We start from the raw sequence: 13,916 nt of genomic DNA, 5'->3' as shown, positions 1-13,916 counted from the left end.
TTCTTGAATCATTATCAAGCAGAAGAATATGATGTGATCGTTGTCGGCGCAGGACATGCTGGCTCAGAAGCCGCTTTGGCTGCTGCACGCATGGGAACCAAAACGTTACTATTAACGATCAATTTAGACATGGTGGCATTTATGCCATGTAACCCTTCCGTCGGCGGTCCAGCCAAAGGTGTTGTCGTTCGCGAGATTGATGCACTAGGCGGCGAAATGGGTAAAAATATTGATAAGACATACATTCAAATGAGAATGTTGAACACTGGGAAAGGACCTGCTGTCCGAGCATTACGAGCACAAGCAGACAAGCATGCCTATGCCAATGAAATGAAACATACAATTGAAAAAGAAGACAATTTGACGTTAAGACAAGGAATCGTCGAAGAATTGATCGTTGAAGATGGGGGTTGTCGTGGTGTAGTCACTTCAACCGGTGCAAGCTATCGTTCAAAAGCAGTCGTTATCACTGCAGGTACCGCATTACGTGGTGAGATTATTATCGGTGAATTAAAATATTCGTCTGGTCCGAATAACTCACAACCATCAATTGGGTTAGCCAATCACTTAAAAGAATTAGGTTTTGCCATTGATCGTTTTAAAACTGGAACGCCTCCACGTGTGAAATCAAGTACGATCGATTACTCTGTCACAGAAGAACAACCGGGGGACAAGGAACCAAATCATTTTAGCTTTGCCACACCGGATAGTGCTTATAACTTAGAACAAGAACCTTGTTGGTTGACTTATACAGGTGAAACGACCCATCAAATCATTCGTGACAATCTTCACCGCGCACCAATGTTTACAGGAATCGTTGAAGGTGTCGGCGCACGTTACTGCCCATCGATCGAAGACAAAATCGTCCGTTTTGCAGACAAACCTCGTCATCAACTCTTTTTAGAACCAGAAGGATTGAATACAGAAGAAGTGTATGTTCAAGGACTTTCAACTTCACTTCCAGAAGACGTCCAAGTGGATATGTTGCATTCGATTGCTGGATTGGAAAAAGCAGAAATGATGCGTACGGGCTATGCCATTGAGTACGATGTAGTCGAACCACACCAGTTGCGTCCAACATTAGAAACGAAAGTCGTAGAAAATCTTTATACGGCCGGTCAAACAAATGGGACAAGTGGATATGAAGAAGCAGCGGGACAAGGGCTGATCGCAGGAATTAATGCAGCATTGAAAGTTCAAGGAAAAGAGCCATTAGTCATCAAACGTAGTGACGGCTATATCGGTGTCATGATCGATGATTTAGTCACAAAAGGAACGAATGAACCTTATCGCTTACTGACATCCCGAGCAGAATATCGGTTACTTCTTCGTCATGATAATGCTGATCTACGCCTAACAGAAATGGGTCACCAGATCGGTTTAGTAAAAGAAGATCAATATGCTGCTTACCTGAAAAAGAAAGCAGCCGTTGAACAAGAAATCAAACGTTTGATGAACGTTCGTATCAAACCGACAGCAGAAGTCCAAGCCTTTTTAGCAGAATTGAATGCTGCACCACTAAAAGATGGTGTGCTAGCAAGTGATTTCTTGCGTCGCCCAGAAATCACTTATGCCGATCTATTACGATTTATTCCAGAAAATGCGGAGTTAACACGTAAAGAAATTGAGCAAGTTGAAATCCAGCTGAAATACGAAGGATACATCAAAAAAGCATTAGAAAAAGTAGAAAAACTAAAACGAATGGAAGCCAAACGCATCCCAGAAAACATTGACTACGCCGCGATCAACGGATTAGCAACGGAAGCAAAACAAAAGCTTCAAAAAATCCGTCCAGAAACCATCGCCCAAGCAAGCCGCATCAGCGGTGTCAATCCAGCAGACCTAAGCATTTTGATGGTCTACATCGAACAAGGGAAGATTACGAAAGTGGAAACATCTGCTTAAATAAAGCACTAAATAAAAAAACAGCTGACGAATGATTGATTCGTCGGCTGTTTTTTCATTAGCAAGAACATAGAGTAAATCACTTATGTAAAAAAGAAGAAACCTGAATATCCCATCGACTGATCAGCCACCTATTTATACATGCACCAATAAGAAACCCACAAGTATTTACAAAAACATCCCCTAAATCAAAAATACCTAGGTAAAAGAAATATTGAATCCATTCAACGCCTAAGACAGATGAAATGACTAAGATAGTATTCTTCCAACTTACCGGTAAAAACCAGCCTAGAGGTAGAAACAGCAAAATATTAAACAGCACAATCATCGGATCACCGTAAATTAAATCCTTCACCCATGAAAATAATTGAAATTCTACGCCTCGTATCCCGATATTTTTTAAGAAAAGTAAATAAATGAGAAAGGTGATGTAGAGTAAAGAAAAAAAGATCAGCCATTCCCGATAGATGTTTCTTGTAAAAACACATTGAAGACTGACATAAAGGAATAACGTAATGATTATCACTAAGAAGAAAGGAAACCAGAAGTCGACAGGACCAGATGGTGGAAAAAGCGTAATAGAATAATAATAGAGATAACGCATGAAAAACCATCGAGAAAAAAGTAGGCAAGATAGTAGTAAAAGAAAATTTAATAATAACGTTTTTGTTTTTAGTTTTATCTGACACTCCTCCTTTTTTTGTTCATATCAGTTTGAATTGTCTGTTTAATCAAAGATTATCGTATAAAAATAATTATTTTCTCTATATAAGTATACATAAAATAACCTTATATTAGAATATACTCAAAGAATAGATAGAAAATAAAGGAGTGTGAGCAATGGGCAGAACACTCTTTTTTTTGTTGTCCGATGGCTGATTATTTTTCTATTTTAGAGGTAGAATTTACCTACTTCTGAATTTGGCATAACCTCCTTTAAATTTATATATAGAAAGATTGCAACTCGACTCATTTTGCGTTAAAGTAGGAAGAGATTCTGTGAAACAATTAGCTGTTTCACAATGAAAGGACAAATTATGACACCAGAAGAATTTCGCCAAGTCTTGGCAGAAAAAGACATTCATTTATCCGATAAGCAAATGGCGCAGTTCGACCGTTATTTTCATTTATTAGTGGAGTGGAATGAAAAAATGAATTTGACGGCGATCACTGATCGAGAAGAAGTTTACTTAAAACACTTTTATGATTCATTGACGTTGGCATTTGATGTTGACTTTTCAACTGGCCTGACTTTATGTGACGTCGGCTCAGGAGCTGGGTTCCCAAGTATTCCTTTAAAAATTGCTTTTCCTGAGTTACAAATAACGATTGTTGATTCCTTGAATAAGCGAATCACTTTTTTAACGGAGTTGGCCAATCAATTAGAAATCGATGCATCTCTTTACCATGATCGTGCAGAAACATTTGGGCAAAATCCGCAATTCCGTGCATCATTTGATTTTGTGACTGCTCGTGCAGTGGCTCGTTTGAATGTATTGACGGAACTGTGCTTACCATTAGTGAAACAAGAGGGCTATTTCTATGCACTGAAAGCTGCGAAAAGTGAAGAAGAGTTGGCAGAAGCGAAACCAGCGATTGCGCAATTAGGTGGTAAATTTATCGGAGAGCAAGCAATCGAACTACCTAAAATTTCGGACAAACGCCACATTCTGATCATACAGAAAAAGAAACCGACACCGAAGAAGTATCCAAGAAAACCTGGGTTGCCGAATAAGCAACCAATCAAGTAGGAGGAGAAGAGATGGCACAAATTATATCCGTTGCAAACCAAAAAGGCGGCGTTGGTAAGACAACGACAACTGTAAATCTAGGTGCTTGTTTAGCAAGTTTAGGTAAACAAGTGTTGTTAGTAGATATGGATGCACAAGGAAATGCCACAAGCGGAGTAGGCATTCGTAAACCTGATGTGACACAAGATATTTATGATGTATTAGTTAATGAGTTACCAATTGCTGAAGCGACAATTGCTACTGAACATGAAAATTTGAGTATTGTGCCTGCCACTCTTCAATTAGCGGGAGCAGAAATCGAATTGACCTCAATGATGGCAAGAGAATCACGGTTGAAAAGTTCATTGGCTGAAGTCAACGATCAGTACGACTACATTTTAATTGATTGCCCGCCATCTTTAGGTCATCTAACCATCAACTCATTCACTGCAAGTGATTCGATTTTGATTCCTGTGCAGTGTGAATATTATGCGTTAGAAGGGTTAAGTCAACTGCTCAATACTGTTCGCTTGGTACAAAAACACTTCAACCCTGAATTGGAAATCGAAGGGGTATTATTGACGATGTATGACGCTCGAACGAATCTAGGGAATGAAGTGGTAGAAGAAGTACGGAAGTATTTCCGTGAAAAAGTGTATGACACAGTGATTCCTCGAAACATTCGTTTGTCAGAAGCACCAAGTCATGGAAAACCTATCATTGATTATGATCCGCGTTCCAGGGGCGCTGAAGTGTATCAAGCATTAGCAAAGGAAGTGGTCGATCGTGAAGAAAAGTAAAGGACTAGGTCGGGGAATCGACGCGCTGTTTCAAGATTTGGAAAATTTAGAAACAGTTAACGTGAAAGATGAAACTGTCATTCAGTTGCCACTAAACGAATTGCGTCCTAATCCGTATCAACCACGTAAAACATTTGAAGAAGTATCATTGCAAGAATTAGCGAACTCGATCGAGTACTCCGGTGTCTTTCAACCGATCATTGTTCGTCGTTCGTCGGTGAAAGGGTATGAGATCATCGCAGGTGAACGTCGTTTCCGGGCGTCTAAGTTAGCTGGCAAAGAAACGATTCCTGCAATTGTCAGAGATTTCGACGAAGAAGCGATGATGCAAGTTGCAGTTTTAGAAAACTTACAACGTGAAGACTTGAATCCTTTAGAAGAAGCAGAAGCTTACGAGATGTTGATGAAGAACTTAAAGTTGACACAAGCTGAAGTCGCAAGTCGTTTAGGGAAAAGTCGTCCTTATATCGCAAACTATTTGCGTTTATTGACATTGCCTGATTTAGTGAAAGAAATGGTCCAAGATCAACGATTATCTATGGGACAAGCTCGTACGTTACTTGGATTAAAAAATAAACAATTGATATTAAAATTAGCCAATCGTGTCGTAACAGAAAATCTAACGGTTCGACAATTAGAGCAGATCGTTTCCGAGCTGAATCAAAATGATGGGCAAGAAAAGAAAAAAATCCCACGTTTAGCAAAGGAAAAACCGTATTATATCCGTGAGAGTGAAGATCGCTTGATGGATAAATTTGGAACAAGTGTCGCCATCCAAGAAAAGAATGGGAAAGGTAAGATCGAAATCGAATATCTTTCACAAAATGATTTAACTAGAATTCTTGATATTCTAAATATTCAATTTGATGAAGAATAAACAGAGGGAGGCTATGTTATGTACGACTTACATGATATCGTAGAAATGAAAAAACCTCATGCTTGTCAAACGAACCGTTGGGAAATCATCCGAATGGGCGCTGATATCAAAATCAAATGTATGAATTGCGGTCATATCGTGATGATGACCCGTCGAGAATTTGAGAAAAAAATGAAAAAAGTACTTGAAAAAAATGTAGAGAAAGAGTGAATGAATTTATGGCATTAACTGCTGGAATTGTGGGTTTACCCAACGTAGGAAAATCAACTTTGTTCAATGCAATTACAAAGGCGGGAGCAGAGGCTGCCAACTATCCTTTTGCGACTATTGATCCAAATATTGGAATGGTTGAAGTACCTGATTGGCGTTTACAACGTTTAACAGAATTAGTAAAACCAAAGAAAACTGTCCCAACAACCTTTGAGTTTACGGATATTGCGGGAATCGTTAAGGGTGCAAGTAAAGGCGAAGGATTAGGAAACCAATTTTTAAGTCATATTCGCCAAGTAGATGCGATCTGTCATGTCGTTCGTTGTTTTGACGATGACAACATCACACACGTAGAAGGACGTGTCGATCCTTTAGCAGATATTGATACGATCAATCTAGAGCTTGTCTTGGCAGATTTAGAGTCAGTGACGAAGCGCTATACACGTGTGGCAAAAATTGCAAAAACAAAAGATAAAGATGCAGTCGCTGAATTAGCGGTGTTGGAGAAAATCAAACCAGTGTTAGAAGATGGACGTTCTGCACGTTCGATCGAATTTACAGAAGAAGAACAAAAAATCGTTAAATCTTTATTCTTGTTAACAACAAAACCAATCTTGTATGTTGCGAATGTGGCAGAAGATGAAGTAGCAAGTGCAGATGCGAATGAATATGTTCAAGCAGTCCGCAATTTTGCTGCAGAAGAAAACGCAGAGGTTATTGTCGTTAGCGCCAGAGCAGAAGAAGAAATTGCGGAGCTGGACGACGAAGATAAAGCAGAGTTTCTTGAAGCGTTAGGCATTGAAGAGTCAGGGTTGGATCAATTGATTCGTGCGGCGTATGACCTATTGGGATTAGCAACGTACTTTACAGCAGGTGAACAAGAAGTTCGTGCGTGGACGTTCAAAAAAGGAATCAAAGCGCCACAAGCTGCAGGAATCATCCATACCGATTTTGAACGTGGCTTTATCCGTGCAGAAACAGTCTCATTTGAAGATTTAGACCAATACGGAACGATGCACGCAGCGAAAGAAGCCGGACGTGTACGATTAGAAGGGAAAGACTATGTCGTTCAAGATGGCGACGTTATGTTATTCCGTTTTAATGTATAAAAAGGCTATCATACGGTGTATGTGATATGTTAAAATGTCTTTTGTGACAACCGTCAGCGTCTAAGGAGGACTGTAAAATAATGGAAGCAGAACAGTTACGCGAAATCGTAAAAGAAAATGCGCAGTTAGAAGAACAACTAACAAAACGTAATCAACAATATATTTTTGACTTAAAGAAGTCGCTAGAAGCAGCGAATTTATCAGAAGAAGAAAAAGTAATGGCTTTGCATGAGATGTTACCCGTTTTAGTATCCGAACAAAAAGGTGGGAAAACAGCCCGCCAATTATTTGGAACGGTATCTGAAAGAACAGAAGCAATCATCAATAAACCGGTCGAAGTGAAAACTTCTTCGACGCCAACGTTGATGTGGTTGGACAATACATTACTCTTACTCGGATTATTGAGTGTCATGATCGCAATCACTGGATTGTTTTCACGTGAAACAACGCCTGCTTATGGAATCACCACACTTGTACTAGGTTCAGCTATTGGTGGATGGGTCTTTTACTTGATGTACAAGTATATTTACCAGTATGAGTATCCAGGTGCTGATCGTAGTAAAAAACCTGGAATGGGTAAAACCTTGTTGATTCTAGGTGGAACGACATTGATCTGGGTCATTGCTTTTTCAGCAACAACCTTATTGCCTCCAATCGTTAACCCGTTATTAGATCCAGTAGTGATCATCATCATTGGTGCAGCGGCTCTTGCGTTGCGTTACTATTTAAAGAAAAAATATGGCATCGTTGGCAGTCTTTCTGTTCCAAGAAGATAATTTATTGGATCTAGAAAATACGTGACTTACGAGACGAACAATAAAGAAGAGAATGTGTTAGCATTACGCTACACGTTCTCTTTTTTATTGTTTATTTCTATTGATTTGACAGTGAAGACCAAGATCTCAAAACACTCTTTTTTTATTATTATAAAAAATAATAAAAGAGTGTTATTATCAAATAATAGAGATGATCACTGATGTTATAAAACTTGTTGAACGAGATAGTTAAACGATGAAGGGTGAATGATTATGAAAAAAGTCAAATGGATATTTTCTATCAATGCTGACGGAGTGCCTCTTTTTGGTTATGCCGGAATCAAAACTGGACAATTTATTCTTGGGCATGGAAGAAAGTTTCAAAAAGAAATGCGGTCTGTTTTAGGACCAGAAATCGAGCTGGATTTCATTAGCTATAATACAAGAAACCCAGAGACACTAACTGCTGATTTATTTGTGTATACAGATGTCGATGAAAAGTACCTTGACGAAGAAACGAAGAAAAAAGGCTTAAGCATTCCCTATAAACTATATTATTTGAATGAGATTGAAAAGATCAAAGAATCAATTGAAGCAAATGTTTAAAAAGTGAACCGCATCTTTTCTTTCTTGAAGTGTACTAGTTTCAGCTTAGTAAAAATATTGAGTAAGAAAAAAGAACGTGCAGTGCAATATGAGAGCGCTAACCAACGATTGATTTTGATCAAACATTAGGAGACGCTTCATTGTGCTGGTACGTTCTTTTTTTAGGATTCGCTGAGTAGTTCCTTAGAAAAAATAAGGGATTAGTAGAAGTTGTTGACTTACAAAAGAAAATCGATTATTTTAGTAGATAAACTAAACAAGAGGAGTGGTACTAAAAATGTCCAACTGGGAAACAAAGTTCACGAAAAAAGGATTTACTTTTGATGATGTCTTATTGATACCAGCAGAAAGTCACGTGTTACCAAACGAAGTGGATATGAGTGTACAATTAGCAAAAAATATCAAATTGAATATTCCTATCATTAGTGCAAGTATGGATACAGTTACTGACAGCAAAATGGCGATTGCTATGGCAAGACAGGGTGGTCTAGGTGTCATCCATAAAAACATGACAATCAGCGAACAAGCAGACGAAGTACGTAAAGTGAAACGTTCTGAAAGTGGCGTAATCATTGACCCATTCTTCTTGACACCACAACACTTGGTCGCAGATGCTGAAGAATTGATGAGCAGATACCGTATCAGTGGTGTGCCAATCGTTGAAACATTGGAAAACCGCAAATTAGTAGGAATTATTACAAACCGTGATATGCGTTTTGTTACAGACTTCCATATCGAAATCAGCGAAGTCATGACAAAAGAAAACTTAGTAACAGCCCCAGTAGGCACTTCTCTAAAAGATGCAGAAAAAATCTTACAACAACATAAAATCGAAAAACTACCGATCGTTGATGATGCAGGCCGATTAAGTGGTTTGATCACGATCAAAGATATCGAAAAAGTGATCGAGTTTCCAAATGCAGCAAAAGATGAACATGGTCGTTTGTTGGTAGCTGCCGCAGTTGGTGTCACTAGCGACACATTTGAACGTGCACAAGCTTTACTTGATGCTGGCGCAGATGCCATTGTCATTGATACGGCGCATGGACATAGCGCAGGTGTGATCCGTAAAATCCAAGAAATTCGTACAACATTCAAAGATGCAACATTGATTGCTGGTAATGTAGCAACAGCAGAAGCAACAAAAGCTTTATACGATGTTGGTGTTGACGTGGTGAAAGTAGGTATCGGACCAGGTTCGATTTGTACGACACGTGTGGTTGCTGGTGTGGGTGTTCCCCAATTAACAGCCATTTACGATGCAGCTTCAGTTGCGCGCCAATATGGAAAAACCATTATTGCAGATGGTGGGATCAAATATTCAGGTGATATCGTCAAAGCTTTAGCAGCGGGTGGACATGCGGTCATGTTAGGTAGTATGTTGGCAGGAACCGATGAATCTCCAGGTGAATTTGAAATCTATCAAGGTCGTCGCTTCAAGACATATCGTGGAATGGGTTCATTAGGCGCCATGGAAAAAGGCTCAAAAGACCGTTACTTCCAAGGTGGCACGAATGAAGCCAATAAGTTAGTGCCAGAAGGTATTGAAGGCCGCGTAGCATACAAAGGAAGTGTGGCAGATATTCTCTTCCAAATGATCGGTGGCTTAAAATCTGGAATGGGTTATGTTGGATCAGCAAACCTAAAACAATTAAGAGATGATGCACAGTTCATTCAAATGAGTGGCAGCGGGCTGAAAGAATCTCACCCACATGATGTACAAATTACGAAAGAAGCACCAAACTATTCTGTAGAATCATAATCAAACTTCTTGATCATAATAAAGCAGCTAAGCAATTCGTGCCAACGAATCACTTAGCTGCTTTATTGTTTATTTGATTACTTTTAGGTTCCCCATGTAAGGCACGAGTACTTCTGGAACTGTGACTGAACCATCTTCATTTTGATAGTTTTCAAGGATGGCAGCAACCGTACGCCCAACTGCTAAACCAGAACCATTCAATGTATGTGCATAATGGATTTTTCCATCTGCATCTCGGTAACGGATCATCGCACGGCGCGCTTGGAAATCTTCACAGTTTGAGCAAGAACTGATTTCACGATACGTATCTTGTGCAGGAATCCATACTTCTAAATCGTACGTTTTCGCTGCTGAGAAGCCCATATCTCCAGTTGACAATGTCATAACGCGGTAAGGTAAGTGCAGTTTCTTCAAAATGTCCTCTGCGTCAGCAGTCATTTTTTCAAGTTCTTCATATGAATGTTCTGCATCAGCGAATTTCACCATTTCTACTTTGTTGAACTGATGAAGACGAATCAATCCACGAGTATCACGACCAGCACTACCTGCTTCTGAACGGAAAGCTGGGCTAAGTGCAGTGAAGTAAACAGGTAAATCTTCTTTTGCTAAGATTTCATTGCTGTAGTAGTTTGTTAAAGGAACTTCAGCTGTTGGGATCAAAGTTAAATCTGTATCAGCTAATTGGAAAACATCTTCTTTAAATTTAGGGAATTGACCAGTACCAAACATGGCTTGGCTGTTTACAGCGTAAGGTGTCATCATTTCAGTATAGCCATGTTCATAGATGTGTTGATCTAACATGAAATTATAAAGGGCACGTTCTAAGCGAGCACCTAATCCTTTATAGTAAACAAAGCGGCTTCCTGATACTTTTGCCCCACGTTCAAAATCAAGAATACCTAGATTTTCAGCAATTTCCCAGTGAGGTTTTGGTTCAAAAGCAAATTGACGAGGTTCACTCCAACGACGAGCTTCCACGTTATCCTCTTCATCTTTACCCACCGGCACAGAATCATGAGGTAAGTTAGGTAGAGTTGTAGCGATTAGTTGTAATTTTTCATCAACTTGTGCAACTTCTTCGTCTAGTGCTTTGATTTTCCCGCCGACTTCTTTCATTTCAGCGATCTTCGCAGTTGCATCTTCTTTATTACGCTTTAATTGGGCGATTTCAGCAGATACATCATTACGGTATTTCTTCAATTCTTCACTTTCAACCAACAATTTTCTACGAGATTCATCTAACTCCACGAACTCCGCTAAGATTTCTTTTTTAACGCCACGTGACGTTAATTTTTCTTGTACATAATCAACATTTTGACGGATCATTTTAATATCTAACATTACTTTTCCTCCTTTTTTATATAAAAAAAACCAGCTCATCCAAAGAAATATCTTGGGACGAACTGGTTTGAGTTTCGCGGTACCACCCAAGTTCAGTCTGTAGAGACTGCACTTGTAAACAGATAACGGCTGTTGCCGACCTTTCTTATTTCGAAAGGCACATTGGGTGAACTGGAACTTCGAAATTATTTTTTACTGATTTGCACCAACCATCAGCTCTCTTGAAAAAAATAAAATGTACTGGGTTCACTGTTTTCTTTTATTTGTATCCTAAGAATAGCGAAAAATTTAGTTTCCGTCAATATGTTCTGTCAGATTGCCGACTAACTTTTCATTCTTTTTTAGTGGGAAATGCATGATAAAAGACGTCCAATCTTGATCTGACTTCGCATAGATATAGCCACCGTGTAATGCTACGATACTTTGTGCAATGGCTAGACCAAGCCCTGTCCCGCCAGTTTCTTGGGAACGGGATTCTTCCACGCGGTAAAATCGATCAAATAGATTGTCAATGGCTTGTTGCGGAATCATGGCACCATTGTTTTTGACAACAACGATGACTTCTGAACCAAGTTGTTCAATTTCAATGATGATTTTAGTGGCTCCTTTACCATATTTTAGAGCATTCGTTAATAAATTATTGAATACCCGAACCAACTTTTCGGTATCACCATCCATGATCAGTGAAGTGATCGGAGATTCAACAAAAATTTGGATATCCTTTTTAGAAGCTTCTAACTCAAAATCAGCTGCTAATTGTTCAATCAATTGGATCAAATCAAATGCAGAGAAATTCACAGGAACCGCCGGCTGACGTACCTTGGTATACTCGAACAGATCTTCTACTAATGATTTCATCTGTTTCGCTTTGACATAAGCTGTATGGGTATACTTCAACAGATCTTCTTCTGTTTGGTACTGACCATCTTCAATAAGACCTAAATAGCCAATAATTGAAGTTAAAGGTGTGCGAATATCATGACTGACGTTTGTAATCAATTCGTCTTTTGATTTTTCGATTTTACGTTCATCTTCAATCGCCGCCACCGTACTATCCACTAAGCCATTGATACTTTTGACTACACGACTAAGATCACCACTCAATTCGAAAGGAATACGATGGTCATAATTGCCATTAGCGATATAATGCAATTCACTAATAATATGGCGCAATTGCATTTGTCGGTAGCGACGAATCAATCGCCAGTATAATACGCCAACATCTAATAGAAAGAAAACAGGAAAAATAAAATTCCGACCATTCCAAAACAAATCACTATCTAAACGCTGGGCAAAAATATTTTTTGAATCCCAGATGGCGTTTGTCAAAGAAGGCGAACTACTGATGATCGAACTGATAATGACTAACATAGCTACATTTAATAGAAGCAGAAGGATGATCGTAATGATTCCTTCTGCTAATAATTCACTGATTTCTTTAGATGTCAGATTGATCCGGCGTCGTTTTTCGATCACTTTTTTATCTTGCATCAATTTTATAGCCCACTCCCCAAACGGTTTGAATGACTTTTTCTCCACCTGTTGCTTCTTCGATCTTGTCTCTTAAATGACTAACATGAACCATTACTGTTTTAGCAGAGACAATACTTTCTTGTTTCCAGACACGTTCAAAGATCTCATCTGCACTGAATACATGGTTAGGATGACTTGCAAGAAGATATAGAATACCAAATTCTAAGGCAGTCAATTGGATTTCTTTTCCATCGATTGTTTTGACTTCATGTGAGTCTTTATTGATGATCAAGGCATTTACTTCTAGGACATCCGGTTGATCAGGTGTCACTTGCATTTTTGTGCGACGCAACAAAGACTTCACACGAGCCATCACTTCAAGAGGATTAAATGGTTTCGTCACATAATCATCTGCGCCAGCAACTAACCCTTTGATTTTATCCATATCAGTTGTTTTCGCTGTTAACATAATGATAGGGATTTGTGATTCTTTTCTTAATTCTTTCACCACTTGCATACCATCCATTTCAGGCATCATGATGTCTAAAATAAGTAGTTCAATATCAGGGATCGTTCGTACTTTTGATAATGCTTCTTTTCCATCATAGGCTTTTACTGCTTCGTAGCCTTCATTGTGTACGTAGATACTAAGTAATTCAACAATTTCCTTGTCGTCATCTGCGATTAATATTTTCATAAATAGATCCTCCATCGATTAATGTGTTTACTCTTATATATTTTAGCAAAAAAAAAGATAAATAGATAAAAGCAGCGCTTTGTTAAGGAAAATTTTAGAAGAGGAGAGGGAGGAAGAGTGAAATCTAAGGTAATGGAGGAGACAAAAAATAGAAAGAGAGATCATTCAATGATCAACGTAAGTTAAAAGAAGTAATAAGTTGGGAACACTTACACAATAATAGACGAAAAAAAGAAGTTTCGTAAAACAAATTAAAAGATGAACATTCTTGTGATATTTCTAGTAGAAAAAGCAGAAAAACATATGAAAAAGCGAATGATTTTGCACTTCTTGTTTTCAATGATCGAGTCTCTTAAAAATGTTGATAAATCAGCCTTTTTTTAGTTGACTTTCAAAATTGATGTTGGTATATTATTATTTGTTCGAAAGAACGGTAAACAAACAAATCGATTCTTAAATTAGTGATTGACATGTTTGTTGACACATGATAAGATAACGAAGTTGCTTTTGAGTGATTCACTGATTGAAGTTAGTTTCGCAAAGAAAAAAAACAAAAAAAGTGATTGACAAATAACAAACAACAAGTTATTATAAGTGAGTTGCTGAAACGGCCTCATGAAAAACGAGTTCGAAAAACTTTTAAAAAATAGT

The 13,916-nt window shown here is 38.5% G+C and carries 13 protein-coding genes and 1 other annotated feature; of the genes, 9 read left to right on the top strand and 4 right to left on the bottom strand.

What is annotated here, in order from left to right; all coding sequences use genetic code 11:
- Positions 1 to 3: 3 nt before the first annotated feature.
- On the top strand, positions 4 to 1,905 hold the full coding sequence (gene mnmG, locus CUS89_RS15110; RefSeq protein WP_104872716.1) for a tRNA uridine-5-carboxymethylaminomethyl(34) synthesis enzyme MnmG: 1,902 nt from the start codon (positions 4 to 6) through the stop codon (positions 1,903 to 1,905).
- Between the two features lie 79 nt (positions 1,906 to 1,984).
- Here mnmG and CUS89_RS15105 read toward each other — a convergent pair whose 3' ends face one another.
- Entirely contained in the window at positions 1,985 to 2,509 is a 525-nt protein-coding gene (locus CUS89_RS15105; RefSeq protein WP_104872715.1) for a VanZ family protein, read from the bottom strand.
- A gap of 433 nt (positions 2,510 to 2,942) precedes the next feature.
- Between CUS89_RS15105 and rsmG the strand changes: the two genes are divergently transcribed.
- The 8 genes from rsmG (at position 2,943) to guaB (ending at position 9,754) form a co-directional block, all read left to right on the top strand.
- A complete protein-coding gene (gene rsmG, locus CUS89_RS15100) occupies positions 2,943 to 3,656 on the top strand; it encodes a 16S rRNA (guanine(527)-N(7))-methyltransferase RsmG (RefSeq protein ID WP_104872723.1) in 714 nt (237 codons plus the stop codon).
- Positions 3,657 to 3,667: 11 nt separating this feature from the next.
- A complete protein-coding gene (locus tag CUS89_RS15095) occupies positions 3,668 to 4,435 on the top strand; it encodes a ParA family protein (RefSeq protein ID WP_010734578.1) in 768 nt (255 codons plus the stop codon).
- Complete coding sequence (locus CUS89_RS15090; RefSeq protein ID WP_010734579.1) at positions 4,422 to 5,312, top strand: ParB/RepB/Spo0J family partition protein; 891 nt, start codon at positions 4,422 to 4,424, stop codon at positions 5,310 to 5,312. Before CUS89_RS15095 ends, CUS89_RS15090 begins: the two co-directional genes overlap by 14 nt.
- Before the next feature lie 18 nt (positions 5,313 to 5,330).
- Positions 5,331 to 5,522, top strand: coding sequence for a DUF951 domain-containing protein (locus CUS89_RS15085; protein ID WP_010734580.1), 192 nt, complete (start codon positions 5,331 to 5,333; stop codon positions 5,520 to 5,522).
- Positions 5,523 to 5,530: 8 nt separating this feature from the next.
- Positions 5,531 to 6,631 (top strand): redox-regulated ATPase YchF, encoded by a 1,101-nt coding sequence (gene ychF, locus CUS89_RS15080; protein ID WP_104872714.1) that lies wholly within the window; start codon positions 5,531 to 5,533, stop codon positions 6,629 to 6,631.
- 80 nt (positions 6,632 to 6,711) lie between these two features.
- Entirely contained in the window at positions 6,712 to 7,407 is a 696-nt protein-coding gene (locus tag CUS89_RS15075) for a DUF1129 domain-containing protein (RefSeq protein ID WP_104872713.1), read from the top strand.
- A 252-nt stretch (positions 7,408 to 7,659) separates the two neighbouring features.
- The gene (locus tag CUS89_RS15070) at positions 7,660 to 7,992 is read left to right on the top strand and encodes a hypothetical protein (RefSeq protein WP_019722877.1); all 333 of its coding nucleotides are present in this window, start codon (positions 7,660 to 7,662) and stop codon (positions 7,990 to 7,992) included.
- A 277-nt stretch (positions 7,993 to 8,269) separates the two neighbouring features.
- Positions 8,270 to 9,754 carry an IMP dehydrogenase gene (gene guaB, locus CUS89_RS15065; RefSeq protein ID WP_010734584.1) on the top strand — a complete coding sequence of 495 codons (1,485 nt, stop codon included), beginning with the start codon at positions 8,270 to 8,272 and terminating at the stop codon, positions 9,752 to 9,754.
- Positions 9,755 to 9,823: 69 nt separating this feature from the next.
- Here the strand turns inward: guaB and serS are convergent, their stop codons facing one another.
- From serS to CUS89_RS15050, 3 genes are all read right to left on the bottom strand, one after another.
- Complete coding sequence (serS, locus tag CUS89_RS15060) at positions 9,824 to 11,095, bottom strand: serine--tRNA ligase (RefSeq protein WP_104872711.1); 1,272 nt, start codon at positions 11,093 to 11,095, stop codon at positions 9,824 to 9,826.
- 50 nt (positions 11,096 to 11,145) lie between these two features.
- Positions 11,146 to 11,358 (bottom strand) — a binding site (T-box leader).
- Between the two features lie 25 nt (positions 11,359 to 11,383).
- The gene (locus tag CUS89_RS15055) at positions 11,384 to 12,589 is read right to left on the bottom strand and encodes a sensor histidine kinase (protein ID WP_181055380.1); all 1,206 of its coding nucleotides are present in this window, start codon (positions 12,587 to 12,589) and stop codon (positions 11,384 to 11,386) included.
- Positions 12,576 to 13,265 carry a response regulator transcription factor gene (locus tag CUS89_RS15050; protein ID WP_010734587.1) on the bottom strand — a complete coding sequence of 230 codons (690 nt, stop codon included), beginning with the start codon at positions 13,263 to 13,265 and terminating at the stop codon, positions 12,576 to 12,578. Before CUS89_RS15050 ends, CUS89_RS15055 begins: the two co-directional genes overlap by 14 nt.
- Between the last annotated feature and the right edge of the window lie 651 nt (positions 13,266 to 13,916).

The organism is Enterococcus mundtii, from assembly GCF_002947535.1.
GTDB lineage: Bacteria > Bacillota > Bacilli > Lactobacillales > Enterococcaceae > Enterococcus_B > Enterococcus_B mundtii_B.
The sequence above is the reverse complement of the archived record's forward strand: the minus strand, read 5'-3'. Positions and strand labels throughout refer to the sequence as shown.